Raw genomic sequence first — 18469 nt, 5'->3', positions numbered from 1 at the left:
TATGTTCTATTCGTTTCGATACTAAGCTGTTTTTAATCTTGATTTATTCGTAGCAGTCACGCTACCTACTTCTTCATCTTGATGGTCCCCTCTACTTACCGACAGAATTATTCCCAGAGAAATCCCTGTAAATACCAATGAAGTCCCTCCCATACTCAGTAAGGGTAAGGGTAAACCTGTAATCGGGCCCAATCCAACTGCCACGGCCATATTGACCAGCGCTTGAATCACCAAAGCAAAACTGAGCCCTGCCGACAACAAGCCGCCAAATGCCTTATTGGAATTAGCAACGATTCTCATTCCTCTGTACAGCAAAGCCAAGTACAGAAACAGTACAGATGCTCCACCTACCAATCCATACTCTTCGATAATGATCGCATAGATAAAATCTGAATAAGGGTGTGGTAAAGAATTTCGCTGTTCACTATTTCCAGGACCTTTCCCGGTAACTCCTCCAGTAGCAATGGCGATATAAGATTGTTCTGCTTGGAAAGGCACTTCCTCCTCATCCATAAATGCTTCAATTCTGGAGAAGAAAGTCTCTCCTCTTTGTCCCAAGAACACTGCTGCCGTCAATCCAAGCATTCCTACCATGACCACCATGGCCAGGTATTTTACAGGAACCCTACCCACAAACATGATCAACAGGCAAGTCAACAATAGAAGAATTGCCGTTGACATATTCGCCAATGCGATCAATAAACAGATCACCCCAATGGCAATAATGATGGGAACAAAGGTGTTTTTAAAATCTTTGATATTGTTCTGCTTACTGGCTAGCATCGCTGCCAAGGCCGCAATCAGGGCCAACTTCGCCAAGTCAGAAGGCTGGAAAGCCTGATTAATCAAAGGAATGGTCAACCATCTATTTGCCTCATTGATGTTGGACCCAAACATATAAGTGAACAACAACAATGGAATAGAGAGGTACATGGCCAACCGGGCGTAAAGTGCATAATTCCTATATGGAATTTTATGTGCAAACCACATCACCACCAAAGAGACAAGTACCAAAAACGAGTGCCTGAATAAATAGACCTCGGTATTCCCTCCTGCATATTTATAGGCCAATGATCCCGTGGCTGAATACACCACCAGAATACTGAAAAGAGACAATAAGATCACAATCCCCCAAATGAGAGGGTCTCCTTAAAGTGCTCATCTATCCATGCCTTAAACTGATTCATGCGATGGTTTCTGGTTTGAGTTCATTTACTGCGGTTCGAAATTGTTCTCCCCTATCTTCATAATTTTTAAACAAGTCAAAACTTGCACAGGCAGGAGACAGTAGTACCACGTCTCCGGCTTTTGCCAACATTTTGCCCCAGCTTACCGCTTCTTTCATACTCTGCGTTTCTCGGATATCTTCAATGCTGTTTTGAAAAGCATCTTTCAATTTTTCATTATCCTTACCCAGGCAAATGAGTGTTTTCACTTTCCCTTTTACCATGCCCTGAACGGTCCGATAGTCATTCCCTTTATCTACTCCCCCAGCAATCCAAATCAATGGATTTTTAAAAGCATCCAACGCATAGGCTGTAGCTTCCACATTGGTTCCTTTACTATCATTGATAAAGCTGACTCCATCGATTACTCTGATCAATTCCATACGGTGAGAGGCATTCTTGAAAGAGGATAAACCAGCTTTCAATTGCACTTCATTCACTCCTGCCAATAAACAAGCTGTTCCTGCGCCTAAGGCATTCATATAATTGTGTTCCCCTTGAAGAGAAAACTCTTTTACAGGAATGGAAACAGACTTTTCATCAGTTTTCAACACTAGATTTTCCCCATCAAAATACCCCCATGCTTCTGAGGCATCTTGGTAGAAAACCACAGTTTTTCCGGTCTGAACTTTACTCCTTCAAGACCTTCAGCAGTCAATGGATCGTCTAGATTTAAAATAGCTTTATCTCTAGGCCCCATATTTTTGAACAGCCCCATTTTGGAATGCACATAATTCTGCAATTGATAATCATAGCGATCCAGGTGATCAGGAGTAATATTGGTCAAAATGGCTATAGATGGTCTAAAGCAGAAAAATCCATCGATTTGGAAACTACTACATTCAATCACCCACCAATCATGATCTTCTTCCAGTAATTGTGCTGCCCAGCTCTTCCCTACATTTCCAGCCAACCCTACATCAAACCCTGCAGTTTTCAACAAATGATAAGTCAGTAGTGTCGTCGTCGTTTTCCCATTTGTGCCAGAAATAGCAATCACTTTTCCTGCACTGAATCGATTGGCAAACTCCAATTCATCAATTACTGCAATCCCTTCATCCATCGCTTTCATTACGATATAGGTATTGCCAGGAATACCGGGAGATTTAACAATCAAATCCGAATTCAATATGATGGCTTCGGAATGAAGACCTTCTTCATACGGAATCTCTTCGACTTCCAACTTCTCTTTTCGTGCCTCACTAATGCGGCCTGAATCTGAAACCCATACCGCATAGCCCTGCCGTTTTGCGAGCAATGCTGCTCCCAATCCGCTTTCGCCTGCACCAAGTATGGCTATTTGTTTCATATTCGTTTTATCTCAATTTCAATGTTGCCAAGGTGATCACTGCCAGTAGGATTCCAACAATCCAAAATCTGGTCACAATCTTTGGCTCAGGAATATTTTTCTTTTGATAATGATGATGCAAAGGTGACATCAGGAATATTCTCCTTCCCTCCCCATATTTCTTTTTCGTGTATTTGAAGTAGCTGACTTGCAAAACCACACTCGCATTTTCAACCACGAAAATTCCACACATCAATGGAATCAATAATTCTTTTCTTAAAGTCAGAGCCAAAACGGCAATTACTCCTCCAAGCATGAGGCTGCCGGTATCACCCATAAATACCTGTGCTGGGTAGGCATTATACCAAAGGAATCCAATGCATGCTCCTATAAATGCAGATGCAAAAATCACCAACTCACCGGAGTTAGGGATATACATGATATTGAGGTATTGAGAGAAAATGGCATTTCCTGAGATGTAGGCAAAAATGGCTATGGTTAAGCCTATTATTGCCGATGTGCCCGCAGCCAAACCATCAATTCCATCTGTGATATTTGCACCGTTTGATACGGCAGTAATGATAAAAGTCACTACAAAAATGTATAAAATAGGAGTCATTGCCTCGCCTAAGAAGCCCAACAACGTTTCATAATTCAGCTCATTGTTTTTTACAAAAGGAATGGTTGTCTTTGCCACCTTCACATCTCTGAATGCTGGCGTTTCTACTACCCCTTCTTCTATGGAAACTGGATTTTGAAATTCCCGGATCACCACATCTTCATTGAAGAAAAGTGTGGTTCCTACTATTATTCCAATACCGATTTGCCCAACGATTTTAAACTTACCAGCAAGTCCCTCTTTGTTCTTTTTAAAGACTTTGATATAATCATCCAAAAGCCAATTCCTCCCAACCAAATGGTCGTAATCAAAAGAAGGATGATGTAAATGTTATTCAGATCACCAAACAACAATGTAGGGATCAGAATTGCTGCAATAATCATCAATCCTCCCATCGTAGGAGTACCTTTTTCTGATTTTGTCCTTCCAGACCTAAATCCCGAACCGTTTCTCCAATTTGTTTTCTTCTGATCCAGTTGATGATATTTTGCCCAAAAGTGATGGTGATGATCAAAGAAAAGAGTGCTGCCATCCCCGCCCGAAATGAGATATATCGAAACACACCTGTTCCAGGAATGTCCAAGACTTGATCTAAATATTCAAAAATGGGATACAACATCTCAGCTTTGGGTAAATTGAGTTAATAATTCTTTCACTACTTCCGCATCGTCGAAGTGATGCTTCACTCCCTCTATTTCTTGATAATCTTCATGGCCTTTTCCAGCTACAAGAATGATATCTCCCTTATTGGAAAGCATACACGCTGTTTTAATGGCTTCTTTGCGATCCTCAATGGTCAATGTCTTTCTTAGTTCCGTTGGACTAACGCCCTCCAACATGTCTTTTAAAATGTCCATTGGTTTTTCAAACCTTGGGTTATCTGAAGTCAAAATGGCTTTATCACTTTCTTGAACCGCGATTTTTGCCATGATCGGCCGTTTGGTCTTATCGCGATTTCCCCACAACCTACCACCGTGATCAATTGCTCGTTGCCCGTGCGAACCCCATTGATAGTTTTCAACACATTGTCTAAAGCATCTGGTGTATGTGCATAATCTACAATGGCCGTAATCCCACCTATTGAAATTCTATCAAACCTTCCTTTCGCTCCTTTGATACCAGACAATTCACGCAATACTTCTTCCTCATCCTCGCCTAACAACACTGCTGTTCCCATGACCCCTAGAAGATTGTATGCATTGAAAGCCCCAATCATCCGGAACCAAATCAGTTTATTATTTATCTCAAGCTCCAGGCCTTCAAGCGTATTGGAGATGATTTTGGCTTTAAAATCTGCCGGTGTTTTTAAGCCAAAGGTTTGGTGAGTGCCTTTGCAGTTTTGAAGCATGACCATCCCTCTTTTATCATCCGCATTGACCAAGGCAAATGCATCTTTTGGAAGCTCATCAAAAAGCTTCTTCTTTGCTTTGATGTATTCATCAAAGGTTTTATGGTAATCCAGATGGTCATGTGAAATATTGGTAAATACCGCCCCAGCCATTTTGAGACCCGCAATTCTCTCTTGAACAATTGCATGGGAACTTGCCTCCATAAAACAATGGGTACATCCCGCATCCAACATTTGTCGAAGCAATGCTTGAACACTTACCGAATCTGGTGTAGTATGGGTAGCAGGAATAACTTCCGAATTGATTTTATTTTCGACTGTAGAAAGCAACCCTACACTATATCCCATTTCCATAAAAAGTTGATGGAGTAAAGTCACCGTGGTGGTTTTTCCATTGGTGCCAGTCACTGCGACCACCTTCATTTTTTCGGACGGATTATCAAAATAATTTGCAGCCATGATCCCCATTGCTTTAGCGGAGCTCACGACTTGGATATAGGCAATTCCGTCTTTTAATTGCTCAGGAAGCTTTTCGCATATGATGACGGTGGCACCTTTTTCAATGGCCACTTCAATAAAGTCATGCCCATCTACCTGGGTACCTGGAATTGCTACGAAAACTGATCTTTCTACCACTTTCCGGCTATCAAAGACAATATTTTGAATCCGCATTTCCATATCACCGGTCGTGCTGATCAGAGAAACTTTGTACAATATGTCCTTCAGTACTTTCATTTAGCCTAATACAAGATTTATCGTGGCATTTTTAATTAATTCTGAACCAGGAGAAATAGATTGTTGCTTCACTATTCCTTTCCCTGAATAATTGACTTTTAACCCCTTATTCTCCAGGATAAAAAGCGCATCTCTTAATGGTAATCCTGACACATCAGGAACCTGAGGCATTTCTGTCTCATTATTTTCCCATTGAATTTTCTCATTGTTGGAAACCGACCTAACCCATTCCTCCGCATTGGCAGGAGAGGCTTGAACCCCCAATTCTTCAAAAATCTCGTTTAACTCTCCCCTCTACCCGCTCGGATAAATGGAGTCTTGGAAGCTACATTTTCAGCTTGAAAAATCTGATTTTGATTAGAGGGATTGAGCTCCAAGTCTAAAGCATAGATTCGATCGGCAATTTCTTTAAACACAGGCGCTGAAACGTCACCTCCATACGCAGCAAAACCTTTAGGACTGTCAATCACCACAATCATGGAATATTTCGGATTGTCTGCTGGAAAATATCCCGCAAAACTGGTGTAATATTTTTGGGTATATCTACCATCAATCAGCTTTTGAGCAGTACCGGTTTTACCGGCAATTTTATAATCAGCATTGGCGATATTTCGGGCAGTCCCTCTTACAACCACCCCTTCTAACAGCTCTTGCAAAAGCTTAATAGTCTTATCCGAGGCGATTTGATCCCGAATCACTTCTGTTTCAAACTCCTCATGAATCGTATTTCCTTTGGCAATAGCCTTTACTATAAAAGGTTTCACCATTTTCCCTCCATTGGCCACTGCATTATATAAGGATAGGGTATGAAGCGGATTCAATTTGATTTCGTAGCCAATGGAAATCCAAGGCAGGGAAGTTCCATACCAGTTTTTATCTCCAGGCTTTTTGAAATAAGGCTTCCCTTCTCCTACCAGTTGGAATCCTACCGGGTCCTTCAAACCTGCCTTCTCTACATAGGACATAAACTTGGAAGGACTGGAGCCAAAGTATTCATCCACTAATTTTGATATGGCCACATTAGAGGATTTTTCAAATGCTTCCCGAATAGTCAAGGTTCCATAACCTCCATACTTCGCATCCCGCATGGTGCGGTCATAGAACTTATGGGCTCCATTTCCAGTCTCTACTTTATCATTTAAGCTGATTTTATTTTCTTCCAATAAAGCCAACATGGATAGTAATTTGAAGGTAGAACCTGGCTCTGTATTTCCTTGGTCCCCTACCGCGAAATTGTAGTTTTCACCATAGCCCACTCCTTTTTTATTCTTCTGAAGATTGGCAATGGCTTTAATTTGACCGGTCTTTACTTCCATCACGATGACAGACCCGAATTCTGCATCCCGATCTTCCAATTGTCTTCTTAGAGCAGTTTCAGCTACATCTTGGATATTCACATCCAGGGTAGTGATTACATCAAACCCGTTTTCAGGCTTGACATCTTCTGCATCAAATACGGGCTTCCAACTTCCACCTGCTAGCCTTTGGAATAAAGCCTTTCCATCTTTGCCCTTCAAATACTCATTAAAGGAGTATTCAATTCCAGCACCATATTCATCTTCATTCAGAAAGCCCACTGTCCTACTAGCAAGAGAATTAAACGGTCGGTACCTTTTTTCAACTTTTTCAAATAATACACCTCCACCAAGACGACCGCCTCGGAAGATTGGCCAGGTGGACATCATCTGCATATCCTGATAGCCAATTTGACGTCTATTCAATACCAAGTATCTTTTATTGTCCTTTCTGGCATCCGTGATCATTCTCTTGTAGGCAGTGGCAGATTTGTCTTTATAGTAGGCGGACAATTTTTGGGACAAAGAGTCAATTTTTGCCTTATAGCGATCCTCTTTCACAATGGTAGGATCAATCGCTACCCTATAAAAAGGTAGACTAGTCGCCATCAAGCTGCCATCTCCTGCATAAATATTCCCACGGGTAGCAGGAACTTCCCTATACTTGAAGTTGATGGTTTCTGCTTTTTCTCTCCATTTATCTCCCTCTTCCAATTGCAGTTTGGCAATACGGTAAGGTATTGCAGCTGCAACCAGCGCAACAAGGATGAAAACCACCCTCACTCTGAGTAATATGGATCGTTTTATATTCACTTATCTACCTCGATTTTGATCGGTGGTTGATTTAATTCTTCTATTCCTTTTTCTGACACACGTTTGGCTACCTCCGACTGCATGCTACTCAACATGTACTCTGCCTCCAGGGTAGTCACATCAGCTCGAAGATCTTCTACTTCTTGCTGCACTTTCTCTATTTTTCTTACCATGTTTTCAGCACGGTGATTACTCCAGATATAGATCAAAGCCAATAATACCACAAACCCAACAGGAGGCACCAGTTGAACAGGGACACCTTCCCCGAGCAATCCGGTCACATTCAACTTCTCCTCAATCCAGGTGAAAATGGTTTTTCTAGGACCATTGCCTCTTTTCGGAGTATTTCCTTTTTGAGTTTCTTTTTAAATGTATTCTGACTCATTTCCCTCTCTTTTTAGCAACTCTCAGTTTTGCACTTCTAGCTCTGGGATTTCTAGCAATCTCTTCCTCATCTGCCACGATAGCACCCCTACTCACTGGGTCCAATGGCCTGAGCAGATTGCCATAAAAATCTTTTTCTACTTCACCCTGAAATTTCCCTTTCTGGATCAAGTTCTTGACCAACCGGTCCTCCAGGCTATGATAACTCATCACTACCAACCTTCCTTCTGGGTTCAAAAGATCTACCGCATCAAGCAACATCTCTTCCAATGCACCCATTTCATCATTTACCTCTATTCTCAAGGCTTGAAAAACCTGAGCATAGTATTTATAATCCTTGCCCCTAGGAGCATATTTTTCAAGAAAGACGTAAAGCCTTCTGTCGTTTCAAATGGCTGAGCAGCTCGCTCAGAAACAATCGCTTGTGCCAAGGTCTTGGCATTTTTCACCTCTCCATAAATGCCAAAAATCTTATGAAGCTTCGATTCTTCATAAGTATTCAATACCTCCTTGGCAGATAACTCAGCAGATTGATTCATCCTCATATCCAAACTCCCGCTGAATCGGGTAGAAAATCCCCGACTTGGTTCATCAATTTGATGAGAGCTGATCCCCAAATCAGCAAGAATCCCATCCACCTTCTTAACGCCATGCAACCTCAAATAACGTTTCAGGTCCCGGAAATTCGCTTCCACGAAGGTGAAACGCTCATTTTCCGGAATATTTGCCATCGCATCTATATCTTGATCGAAGCCATATAAATGACCTTGATCCAAGTGTTTAAGGATTTCACGTGAATGCCCCCCTCCACCAAACGTAACGTCGACATAAATTCCATTGGGATTAATAGCCAAGCCTTCAGTGCATTGGGCTAGCATCACTGGGATATGGTAAACAGACTCTGTCATAATTATTAGGAGAGGTATTTTTCCATTAATTGAGACAAGTCTGCAGGATCAGAAATGATGTTCTGCAAGTATTTGTCCGGATTCCAAATCTCGATTCTACTCCCCATTCCGACGACTACCACTTCTTTCTCCAACTCACCATAGCTCTGATATATCTTCGGAATCAACAGACGCCCTGAGCTATCTAACTCCACTTCTACACTGGTAATGAAAAATGAACGCTGTAGCTTTCTTTGTTCAGCATTGTTGATCGAAAGGGATCTTACCTGGCTTTCCAGTTTTTTATACTCATTCATGGGATAAAGAGCCAAACATTTATCCTCTGCCATACGAAGCATAAGCGCAGACCCATTCGCCTCAGGTATCGCCGCCTTGATTTTGGCAGGCAATACCAGACGTCCTTTGGGATCTAGCTTGCAATCATATTGACTATTGAACATTTCGCTCTTATTTTCTTGAGTATGTAGTAAAGACAAAAGTAATAAAATGATATACACATTCTACCACTTTGCCCCACTTTTTCCCACTTTATCTTAAAAGTAGCCAAAAGTTTGATCCAAGCCAATATTTAACAAAATATTTCGCTTATTTTTTTGAGGGTATTTAAATGATTAACAGCCCTTTATAAAGTTCAAAAACCTCCATTATAGACAGTATTGAGGGCTTTTACTGCCAAATAGTCCAATTTCCTTGAAACATCCTGTGATATGAATTTTAAAAGTGGGGCAATTTCCCATAGAAATTCACCTCTTTTCGGAAAAGTGGAAGAAAATTCCATCAATCAATTTTAATTACCCTACTATCCATGTAGACTAAATTGAATTATCCTGATAGATTTGTGGTTGCACATCATATCTATGAAAAAAACAATCCTACATTTCTTTCTGTTTTGTCTGCTAGTTAGCTGTCAGAAAAGCCCTGAAAAAAGTATAAATTTTGAAGGGAATTGGCATGGTTATCTGGACTTGGGCGAAGACCAATTGCCATTTTGGTTTAGCTTAGAAAAAGCTGGAGATAATTGGACCGTATACCTAAAAAATGACAGTGAAAACCTGGCGGTTCCTGATGTAGAAATTAAAAAGGATAGCATTCATATCATCATGAATGCATTTGATTCTGAGGTACATGCCAAAATGATGGAGGATGGCAGCATCCAAGGAAAATATCAAAGAAATTACCAAGAGAATTACCATTCTGGATTTGTAGCTGAACGTAACATCGATACAAGATTTCCTGTATCGGAAGCTCCAAAAACTGACTTTTCTGGAAAATGGGAATTTGAATTTACAAGATCAGATAATAGCACTTACCTGGCATTGGGGATATTCCAACAAAACGGAAATAAAATTACCGGAACTTTTCTGACCAATGTGGGAGATTATCGATTTCTGGAAGGCAATGTAAGTGGCGATACGTTTTACCTAAGCGCTTTCGATGGAGGACATGCCTTTTTCTTTACAGGCCAGGCAGATAAAAGTGGAGAAGTTACAGGAAGGTTCAGGTCTGGTCCCATTTTTTTCCAAACCTTTGAAGCATCAAGAAATGAGTCTTTTGAACTACCTGAAAACGACCATTTAACCCAATTGAAAGAAGGGTATGAAACCATCGACTTCAGTTTTCCTAATGCAGATGGAGAGATTGTTTCTCTCAGCGATTCCACTTTTAAAGACAAAATTGTATTGGTCCAACTGTTTGGAACCTGGTGCGCCAATTGCATGGATGAAACCAATTTTCTAGCTCCTTGGTACTTAGAAAACAAATCTAAAGGAATTGAAGTAGTTGCCCTAGCTTTTGAAAGCAAACCTGATTTTGACTATGCGGCAGGAAGGGTAAAAAAACATGCAGAAAGATTTGAGGTTCCCTACCCTCAGCTGATTGCAGGTGTTTCAAAAAAAGATGAAGCGGCGAAATCTCTACCTGCTTTGAAAGAAGTTATTGCATTTCCTACTCTGATATATCTTGACAAAAAACACAAGGTTAGAAAGATCCACACGGGGTTTAGCGGACCCGGCACAGGGGATTATTACGCTCAATGGATTGAGAGCCATAAAATTTTGATAGACAAGTTATTATCTGAATAAAAAAGACCTGTTCAGGAAACAGGTCTTTATTGAAGCATCAACACACAATTACCTTTTCAGGTCATTTTCTTCTAACGTATATTTATTGGTTATCGTCTTTCTTTTTAAGCTCTTCCTGTAGTTTTTTCTGGAATTCTTCGATTTTAGCGGCATTTTCTTTTTGCCATGCTTCCATTTTACGTTGATATTCTTCCATTTTTGGTTGCATTTCTTTTTCCCATGCCTTCATCTTTTCCTCATAATCCTTCAACAAAGGCTCATTCTCTTCCTGCCAAGCTTTCATTTTCGCTTCAAACTCCTGCATTTTGGGCTCATTAGCTTTTTGCCATTCCTCCATTTTCTTTTCAAACTCTTTCAATTTAGGCTCATAGGCTTTCTGCCACTCTTCCATTCTCTTTTCAAACTCCTTCATTTTTGGAGCCATACTCTTTTCCCATTCTTTCATTTTGAGCTCGTATTCAGCGCCATTTTCCTCCCATTTGGCAGCCCATTCTTCCGCTCTTTTTGCCATTTCTTCAGCACGAAGTTCCATATCTTTTTGCCATTTCTCTTTTTCAGCTTTGGTCATTCCAATGGTGTCTTTGGTAGAAAAAGCCCAATCCTGTCCATTTTTAAACTCAAAAACCATTGGCGCAAATCCCTCTCCAAATTCCATTGGTGGCATTGGGGCCATTTCAAAATCAGGAACTGGTGCCATCTCGAAGTCAAAGTCGGGTACTGGTGCCATTTCAAAATCCATTTGAGGAGCAACAGCTATTTCAAAATCCATCATCGGAGCCATGGCCTCTTTTGGAAATTCAGGCATTGGAGCCAATTCTAGCTCAGGCATATTTTCAATAATTACCTCTTCGCCATTGAACTTATACACAAAAGTTCCTTTTTTATCCGACTTCCAAACCATTGGTTTCCCTTTATGGATAATGGTATCTCCCTGAACCTGGATACGATATACTTTTTTATCCTTTGGGTCAATCACTTCATTTTCTTCATTCACCCAAACTGGAACCCATCGGTGATAATTACCTTTTCGACTTTTTTATCAACGGTATCTTTGGTTGCTTCTATAACTTTAGGCACTAACTTTTCAACGGTATTTTTAACAACAACTTGAGCGATGGGCTCCACTTTATCTGTTTTGGCAGGTACATCCTGCTGTGCACTGGCAATTAAACCGGCACTAAGTATTAATGTGATTAACATAGGGATAGAAATTATAGGGTTTTGCGGATAGGTTTGAGCTGGATAGCCCATGATTCTTTTAATTCTTTGAAGGGTAGGGTTTCGTTTTTTTTCCTGCAAGTGCTAATTCAGGGGATTTTGCTTTGCGAAATTCAAAACTTCAGCTAAGCCAAAAGCCAATTCTTTCGCTGAAACACCTGCAGAAACAGCCAAATCATCGGAAGCATTTTCACGTAGCTCCTTCACTGTTTGGCTCATCCACCAAAAACATGGATGGTAGAAGAACACGACTTCCAATGAAGACTGAATCAGATTTGCCAAATAATCATTTCGCTTTACATGCGCCAATTCATGGGCAATGATAGCTTCCAATTGGGAAGGTGAAAGTTGAAATAATAATCCTGCAGGGATTAAGATGACTGGCTTCAAATACCCGAAAGTGATCGGAGATTGGCCTAAATCTGTGATTCGAAGCTGCACTTTTTTACTGACTCCAATCTTGGAAGAAAGTCTTTTTACGATATCATTTAAGTTCAAATCCTCATTTAGAGTAGAAGATTTTCTAAGCACTCTAATTTCAGAAAGACTATTCACCAATCTGAACAAGAATAGTAAAGCACCCAAAAACCAAAAATTCACTAATAAAGGAAGTTGAATCTCGATCCAATGAATTATTCTGGGGACAAAACTTTCCGAGCTAAGCGTAGAAGCCTCATTCATTTGGCTTAATACCATGGCATCCAAAGTCACTTTATCAAAAAGGGAATCTGGTGCTTGGATAGTAAGCTGGTAGAAAAATGTCCCAAGAGCTAGGAGCAAGGTAAATCCTAGGCTGCACATTGCCACAACGTACTTAAAAGTGGGACTACGGCGAGCAAACAATTTGAGAAGCAACCAAAGTGCCCCTCCAATCAATACAAGCTGCCAGATCGAATGAACCAAAGTCCATCCCAAGGCATACAGCAAGTTATCCGGTATCAAATCGTTTAAAATTGTCATCAGGATTTTTGTTCTAGTTGGTCTAAAAATTCTCTTATTTCATTCAACTCCTCCTTGGAAGGGTTTTCTTGTCCAAGTGCCTGCATGACCAGTTTCTTTGCGGAACCACCAAAAGCAGTGGCCATCAAATTTTTCAAGAGGGATTTTTGGGTCTCTCCTTGATTAGTAGCAGGTTTATAAATATGCGTTCTACTTTGCTCATCTCTGGTCAACATCCCTTTAGCATGCATGATCTGCATGATTTTCAATGTAGTAGTATATCCCGTCTCCTTGGTCTTTGAAATCTCCTCGTGGATCTGTCTCACACTGGCTTCTTTCTTTTCCCATAGAAGGGATAAAATCTCTAGCTCGGCTTCTGTAGGTTTACTCATGGTCTGGTTATACGATATCTTTCGTACCAAAGTTATACGAAGACAATCGTAATTTCAAAAATTCTACGAAAATAATCGTATTAAAAAATATTAAAATGTGTTAAACCACTGATTTTCAACAATTATAACCTACTAAAGATTAGAGGAATTTCTTTGGAAAGGAATGAACTTTCTTACCCAAACATTAGTTGTATAGACATTGAATTTTTCAACAAAACCAACTACTAACATGAGTACGAAACAAGCATTATTAGAACCTATACAAGTCGGCGATTTAAATTTGTCCAATCGGGTATGGATGGCTCCCATGACGCGCTCCAGAGCAGCCAACCCCGAAAACAAACCATTCGAAATTCACGCGAAATATTATAGACAAAGGGCTTCCGCAGGATTGATTATTACTGAAGGATCCCAGATTTCAAAAAGAGCAGTTGGATACATCAATACTCCAGGGATTTATTCTCAGGAGCAAGTAGAAGGTTGGAAAAAAGTTACGAAAGCCGTTCATGAAGAAAATGGACATATTTTCATACAACTATGGCATGTGGGAAGAATCTCACATCCTGATTTCCATGGCGGTGAATTACCTCTTGCTCCCTCCGCCATTAATCCCAATGAAAAATCTTATACTCCAGAAGGCTTTAAAGAAACAGTCACTCCTAAAGCAATGAGCTTGGAGGAAATCAAGCAGACGATAGAGGATTTTAAAAACGGTGCTAAAAATGCGATGAAAGCAGGATTTGACGGAGTTGAAATTCACTCTTCCAATGGGTATTTATTGCATCAGTTCTTCAGCGCTACCAGCAACGTAAGAACGGATGAATATGGAGGAAGTATCGAAAACCGAACAAAAATCCTTTTTGAAATAATCGAAGCGATTAAAGAAGTAATGCCGGAAAATAAGATTGGAGTTCGTTTAAACCCTTCTTTAAATGGTGTTTTTGGAATGAAAGCCGATGAAAAAACCATTCCTACTTTTGATTATATCATCAATAAATTAAACGACTACAATCTGGCCTATTTACACCTTTCGGAACCGTTTACAGATGTTTCCGATATACCTTATTTAGAACCAAATATTGCAAAAAGATATAGACCAATATACAAAGGTACGTTGGTAATTAACAATGCTTTTGATCAGGAAAAAGGCAATAAAATCATTGAAGAAGGCTTAGCTGATGCCGTTGCATTTGGGAAACTATTCATCTCAAATCCAGATCTCCCAGTACGGTTTGAAACCAATGCTCCATTGGAAGAATGGGATCAAAGCACCTTCTATACGCCAGGGGAAAAAGGATATACAGACTATCCTTTGGTTGAAGAAACGAATGTTGGATAATCACCACCGAGGCCGGAATTCCGGCCTTTTCTTTTACATTTAAATATGTGCTTAGTTGTATTTTCCTGGAAAAACCATCCCGATTACCCCTTAGTTATCCGAGCCAATCGAGATGAGTTTTTCATGAGGCCGAGCAAAAAGATTCACCCTTGGGAATCTGGGTTTTATGCCGGAAAAGATTTAAAAAGTGATGGCACCTGGATGGGATTTCACCCCAATGGGAGATGGTCCTTATTGACTAATTACAGGGATTTTCACCATCCAAAAAAGGCGCTCATCAGTAGAGGAAAGCTGGTTCAAAATTTTCTGGAAAGTAGTTTCTCACCCCTAGATTATTTAAAAGAAGTCCAATCCAATCAAGAAAAATACGACGGATTTAACTTACTGGTATCGGATGGGAACCATTTGCTTTACTACAGCAATTATGGAGAAGACATAATCGAGGTGAAACCTGGAATTCATGGATTAAGCAATGGTTTATTGAATGCTCCCTGGCCTAAAGTACAATTGGCAAAAAAGCAGCTTATCGAGCAAATTGAAGACCGGTTCAATGCAGAATCCTTATTAAATATTCTAAACTCACAGGAGACCTTTCCCTTGGAAAAGTTACCGGATACTGGAGTTCCTTCTAAAATGGAGAAAGGACTTTCAGCCCAATTCATTCGGTTAAACGAAAACTATGGAACTGTTTCCTCCGCTGCTTTGGTTTTAGAAAAATCGGGAAATGTAACCTTCAGAGAGAAGTTTTGAATGGGATTACCGTAAATTCGCCGATGAAACCTATCGTTTCAAAGCTCAAACCTAAAAATTGATGACAACAAAAATTCATGATGTATTGATTGTGGGAGGGGGGCCGATTGGGCTTGCCTGTGGAGTGGAAGCCCAAAAAGCCAATTTGGACTATGTGATACTTGAAAAAGGTGCATTAACCAACTCCATTTTTAATTATCCAATCAATATGACTTTTTTCTCTACTTCTGACCGATTGGAAATGGCTGGAATCCCTTTCATGTCGATAGGAAACAAGCCTACCAGAACCGAAGCATTAGAGTATTATCGAAGGATCTTCTTTCATTTTAAACTGAATGTCAATTTGTACGAAGGCGTTCAAACCCTCGCGAAGAAAGGAGCTATTTTTGAAGTCACGAGCTCTAAAACCACTTACTACACCAAAAAGATTGTACTGGCAACCGGATTCTATGATCTACCAAATTTGATGAATGTGCCAGGAGAAGATCTCCCAAAAGTTCAACACTATTATAAAGAGCCCTGGCCCTATATAGGAAGAAAAGTGCTCGTTGTTGGTGGAGCCAATTCCGCTGTAGATGCAGCTTTGGAAACCTGGAGAAAAGGAGCGGAAGTGAGTATGGTACTATTGGAAGATGAAGTGGATCAAAATGTGAAATACTGGGTTCGTCCGGATATCATGAACCGAATCAAAGAAGGCTCCATTCGAGCTTTCGCCAAATCAAGGGTCAAAGAAATTACAGAACATGAAGTAACCATCACGACACCAGAAGGAGAGGTTACCATTGAAAATGACTTTGTACTGGCAATGACGGGGTACAAGCCCAATTTCGCTTTATTGGATCAATTAGGAGTGGAATTAAGCTTGGACGAAAAACGTCAACCATGCTACGATCAAGCCAATCAGGAATCCAACGTACCAGGAGTTTACCTAGCTGGAGTGGTATGTGGTGGCTTAAACACCCGGGAATTCTTTATTGAAAACAGTGTGGTCCATGCAGAGACTATCATGAAGGATATCAAGGAGAAATTGGGTTGATTGAAAGCTACTCAATCTTTAATTTCCCCAATACACCGTAAAATCTTCTGCTTCTGTATTGGGATCTATTTTTTTCATCCAATGGATCTTGTCATCGATCATGACAAAGGATTCATAATACATCTCTGGAAAATTCACTGGAAAAATGTTTCCTGATTCATCCATAAATACTGTTTTCCTGGATATCTCTTTGAATACTTGATCTCGTTGTTCCTTTGATATTTCTTTAGACTTATAAAGACTATATAATCTTTCACTGGGTTTAGTGCTATAGGTGATTAAAAAACCATTTCCGGCTTGAGCAATCCCTTGAATTCGAGCAGGAAGAGGTTCATTCCCTGGATCGCTTACCTGACCTAATCCAATTGCTCCGATTTCAACTCCTTCATTTTCCTCAAATCCCGGCAATGAAATAGCAAGGCTTGAACTAAAAACAGGATTTCCATCATTCCATTGGTAAGTATACAAAACAGGTTCGTTTTGAAAAATTAAATACAATCGATCTTCCTCTTCATTGACTACAAATCGTGGGCGGAAATCTTCGAAAGGAAAAGCCTTTCCTGATAAAAACTTGGACCCTTCTGGGAAAGGAACAATTAAACGAGTCTCATCAGTTGTTAAGTTGGACAATATCAGATTTCTCCTCTTTTGAAGAAATTCAGAATTGTATTCTTCCGCTTGCTCCAGTAAATCAAGAGAATACAACACATATTCTTCACCATCAATTGACACTACCTGGCTATCTGAAAGAAGGCTTACAGGACCTCCAAAACTTACCTGGTTCTTTACTGGTTTTCCAACCATGGTCACATCTCCATTTTTTTGGAATACACGTTGGCCAGCCATGTAATCTACTACCACAATCTTTCCGTCTTTAGAAATACTCAATGGCTTGGTCATAGAACCAAAAGCACCTGGCACATCTCCGGATTTACTCCATTCGTAGTCTATTTTTCCATTATCCTTGTTCACCACATAAACCTTGGATTTTAAAAAGTCTTTAAAAATAACATGGTACTGATCTGCTGTTTGAAATAAAAAAAGTTGGGCCAAAACACCATTGACAGTTACTGAATCTTCCACTTCGATAAAGATTTCTTTTGGTTGGTCAGAGTCTGATTTTTCGTTACTGGGAGTTTGGCAAGAATAAGCTATGATTAATAAAAAGTACAGGAAATGCTTTTTCATCATTTATAAAATTGGTGGTTCCTTTACAAGATTATCAAAACTAAAAACTTCTGCAACGCCTCAAAGAATATAAATTTCTATCTCTCAACAGAAAATGGCTAACTTTGCATTTCTATGAAAAAGAAACCATTTACAGTTGTCTATGAAGACAACCACCTATTAATCGTCAATAAAGCTGCAGGCATTTTGGTGCAGGGAGATAATACGGGCGATGAGACGTTGACGGACTACCTCAAAGATTACATTGCCAAAAAATATAATAAACCGGGAGCTGTCTTTCTTCACCCGATCCATAGATTGGACCGCCCTGTCAGTGGCTTGGTAGCATTTGCCAGAACATCCAAAGGATTGGAACGGATGATGGAGTTGTTCCGAAAGCGTGATATCCACAAAGTCTATTGGGCAATAGTCAAAAGAAAGCCGCGTGAAGAACTAGGAAAACTCACCCACTGGTTAGTTAAAGACGAACAGAAAAATTTCGTGACTGCCCATGATCGGGAAGTTCCCGGATCACAAAAAGCAGAGCTTAACTATAAAACTTTGGGCTTTATGAATGACCATTGGCTGTTAGAAGTTCGGCCTGTTTCAGGAAGACCGCATCAAATAAGGGTTCAGTTAGCATCCATGGGATGTCCTATCAGAGGAGATGTCAAGTATGGTTTTGCAAAACCTAATCCAGATGCCAGTATCAACCTGCATGCATTCAACCTGGTTTTTGTCCACCCTGTCAAAAAGGAGAAGCTATATCTAAGAGCAGCTGTACCAGAAGAAGAATTCTGGGAGCAATTCCTGGAATTTGAAACGGTAAAGACGAAGGACCAACACCTTGACAATACGTTTTCGGGATAATACCCCACAGCTCAACCTTCTATTAATAACCTTAAACTTCAGAATCTGCTCGTTTAAGGTT

13 protein-coding genes and 6 pseudogenes are annotated in these 18469 nt (G+C 40.2%); 5 read left to right on the top strand and 14 right to left on the bottom strand.

Features of this window, described 5'->3' with window-relative positions:
- Nucleotides 1-21: 21 nt before the first annotated feature.
- The 9 genes and pseudogenes from V8V91_RS19080 to mraZ all read right to left on the bottom strand — a co-directional run bounded on the left by V8V91_RS19080 (nucleotide 22) and on the right by mraZ (nucleotide 9056).
- Nucleotides 22-1187, bottom strand: a pseudogene (locus tag V8V91_RS19080) (FtsW/RodA/SpoVE family cell cycle protein).
- The gene (murD, locus tag V8V91_RS19075) at nucleotides 1184-1777 is read right to left on the bottom strand and encodes a Mur ligase family protein (RefSeq protein ID WP_373396801.1); all 594 of its coding nucleotides are present in this window, start codon (nucleotides 1775-1777) and stop codon (nucleotides 1184-1186) included. Before murD ends, V8V91_RS19080 begins: the two are co-directional and overlap by 4 nt.
- Before the next feature lie 2 nt (nucleotides 1778-1779).
- Entirely contained in the window at nucleotides 1780-2535 is a 756-nt protein-coding gene (locus V8V91_RS19070; RefSeq protein WP_373396800.1) for a Mur ligase family protein, read from the bottom strand.
- A gap of 7 nt (nucleotides 2536-2542) precedes the next feature.
- Nucleotides 2543-3752: pseudogene (gene mraY, locus V8V91_RS19065) on the bottom strand (phospho-N-acetylmuramoyl-pentapeptide-transferase).
- A gap of 1 nt (nucleotide 3753) precedes the next feature.
- A pseudogene (locus tag V8V91_RS19060) lies at nucleotides 3754-5216 on the bottom strand (UDP-N-acetylmuramoyl-L-alanyl-D-glutamate--2,6-diaminopimelate ligase).
- Nucleotides 5217-7324: pseudogene (locus V8V91_RS19055) on the bottom strand (penicillin-binding protein).
- Nucleotides 7321-7709: pseudogene (locus V8V91_RS19050) on the bottom strand (FtsL-like putative cell division protein). Before V8V91_RS19050 ends, V8V91_RS19055 begins: the two co-directional pseudogenes overlap by 4 nt.
- A pseudogene (gene rsmH, locus V8V91_RS19045) lies at nucleotides 7706-8616 on the bottom strand (16S rRNA (cytosine(1402)-N(4))-methyltransferase RsmH). Before rsmH ends, V8V91_RS19050 begins: the two co-directional pseudogenes overlap by 4 nt.
- A 5-nt stretch (nucleotides 8617-8621) precedes the next feature.
- Nucleotides 8622-9056 carry a division/cell wall cluster transcriptional repressor MraZ gene (gene mraZ / locus V8V91_RS19040; RefSeq protein WP_074226793.1) on the bottom strand — a complete coding sequence of 145 codons (435 nt, stop codon included), beginning with the start codon at nucleotides 9054-9056 and terminating at the stop codon, nucleotides 8622-8624.
- 525 nt (nucleotides 9057-9581) lie between these two features.
- On the opposite strand from mraZ, the gene V8V91_RS19035 reads away from it, so the two are divergent.
- On the top strand, nucleotides 9582-10697 hold the full coding sequence (locus V8V91_RS19035; RefSeq protein WP_373396799.1) for a TlpA disulfide reductase family protein: 1116 nt from the start codon (nucleotides 9582-9584) through the stop codon (nucleotides 10695-10697).
- 82 nt (nucleotides 10698-10779) lie between these two features.
- On the opposite strand, the gene V8V91_RS19030 is transcribed toward V8V91_RS19035, so the two are convergent.
- The 4 genes from V8V91_RS19030 to V8V91_RS19015 are packed head-to-tail and all read right to left on the bottom strand — an operon-like array spanning nucleotide 10780 to nucleotide 13246.
- The gene (locus V8V91_RS19030) at nucleotides 10780-11691 is read right to left on the bottom strand and encodes a hypothetical protein (RefSeq protein WP_373396798.1); all 912 of its coding nucleotides are present in this window, start codon (nucleotides 11689-11691) and stop codon (nucleotides 10780-10782) included.
- On the bottom strand, nucleotides 11688-11996 hold the full coding sequence (locus tag V8V91_RS19025) for a hypothetical protein (RefSeq protein WP_373396797.1): 309 nt from the start codon (nucleotides 11994-11996) through the stop codon (nucleotides 11688-11690). The genes V8V91_RS19030 and V8V91_RS19025 overlap by 4 nt, the downstream gene beginning before the upstream one ends.
- 3 nt (nucleotides 11997-11999) lie before the next feature.
- Entirely contained in the window at nucleotides 12000-12875 is an 876-nt protein-coding gene (locus V8V91_RS19020) for a M56 family metallopeptidase (RefSeq protein WP_373396796.1), read from the bottom strand.
- A complete protein-coding gene (locus V8V91_RS19015) occupies nucleotides 12875-13246 on the bottom strand; it encodes a BlaI/MecI/CopY family transcriptional regulator (protein ID WP_074226790.1) in 372 nt (123 codons plus the stop codon). Before V8V91_RS19015 ends, V8V91_RS19020 begins: the two co-directional genes overlap by 1 nt.
- Before the next feature lie 229 nt (nucleotides 13247-13475).
- Here V8V91_RS19015 and V8V91_RS19010 point away from each other — a divergent pair, with 229 nt between their 5' ends.
- The 3 genes from V8V91_RS19010 (at nucleotide 13476) to V8V91_RS19000 (ending at nucleotide 16371) form a co-directional block, all read left to right on the top strand.
- A complete protein-coding gene (locus V8V91_RS19010; RefSeq protein ID WP_373396795.1) occupies nucleotides 13476-14585 on the top strand; it encodes an alkene reductase in 1110 nt (369 codons plus the stop codon).
- Nucleotides 14586-14630: 45 nt separating this feature from the next.
- On the top strand, nucleotides 14631-15335 hold the full coding sequence (locus tag V8V91_RS19005; RefSeq protein WP_373396794.1) for an NRDE family protein: 705 nt from the start codon (nucleotides 14631-14633) through the stop codon (nucleotides 15333-15335).
- Between the two features lie 61 nt (nucleotides 15336-15396).
- Entirely contained in the window at nucleotides 15397-16371 is a 975-nt protein-coding gene (locus tag V8V91_RS19000) for a YpdA family putative bacillithiol disulfide reductase (RefSeq protein WP_373396793.1), read from the top strand.
- Between the two features lie 18 nt (nucleotides 16372-16389).
- Here the strand turns inward: V8V91_RS19000 and V8V91_RS18995 are convergent, their stop codons facing one another.
- On the bottom strand, nucleotides 16390-17562 hold the full coding sequence (locus V8V91_RS18995; protein WP_373396792.1) for a hypothetical protein: 1173 nt from the start codon (nucleotides 17560-17562) through the stop codon (nucleotides 16390-16392).
- A gap of 111 nt (nucleotides 17563-17673) precedes the next feature.
- Here V8V91_RS18995 and V8V91_RS18990 point away from each other — a divergent pair, with 111 nt between their 5' ends.
- A complete protein-coding gene (locus V8V91_RS18990; RefSeq protein ID WP_373396791.1) occupies nucleotides 17674-18408 on the top strand; it encodes an RluA family pseudouridine synthase in 735 nt (244 codons plus the stop codon).
- Nucleotides 18409-18469 lie beyond the last annotated feature (61 nt).

Origin of the sequence: Algoriphagus halophilus (assembly GCF_041729275.1) — a bacterium.
Lineage (GTDB): Bacteria > Bacteroidota > Bacteroidia > Cytophagales > Cyclobacteriaceae > Algoriphagus > Algoriphagus halophilus_A.
Note: the sequence above shows the minus strand (reverse complement) of the source record. Positions and strands in the feature narration are given on the sequence as shown.

Excerpts from the sequence above, each read along its gene's own strand:
- V8V91_RS19010 (WP_373396795.1), top strand. The coding sequence starts at position 13,476 with ATGAGTACGAAACAAGCATTATTAGAACCTATACAAGTCGGCGATTTA.
- V8V91_RS18995 (WP_373396792.1), bottom strand. The coding sequence starts at position 17,562 with ATGATGAAAAAGCATTTCCTGTACTTTTTATTAATCATAGCTTATTCT.
- V8V91_RS18990 (WP_373396791.1), top strand. The coding sequence starts at position 17,674 with ATGAAAAAGAAACCATTTACAGTTGTCTATGAAGACAACCACCTATTA.
- V8V91_RS19015 (WP_074226790.1), bottom strand. The coding sequence starts at position 13,246 with ATGAGTAAACCTACAGAAGCCGAGCTAGAGATTTTATCCCTTCTATGG.
- V8V91_RS19005 (WP_373396794.1), top strand. The coding sequence starts at position 14,631 with ATGTGCTTAGTTGTATTTTCCTGGAAAAACCATCCCGATTACCCCTTA.
- V8V91_RS19000 (WP_373396793.1), top strand. The coding sequence starts at position 15,397 with ATGACAACAAAAATTCATGATGTATTGATTGTGGGAGGGGGGCCGATT.
- mraZ (WP_074226793.1), bottom strand. The coding sequence starts at position 9,056 with ATGTTCAATAGTCAATATGATTGCAAGCTAGATCCCAAAGGACGTCTG.
- V8V91_RS19020 (WP_373396796.1), bottom strand. The coding sequence starts at position 12,875 with ATGACAATTTTAAACGATTTGATACCGGATAACTTGCTGTATGCCTTG.
- V8V91_RS19070 (WP_373396800.1), bottom strand. The coding sequence starts at position 2,535 with ATGAAACAAATAGCCATACTTGGTGCAGGCGAAAGCGGATTGGGAGCA.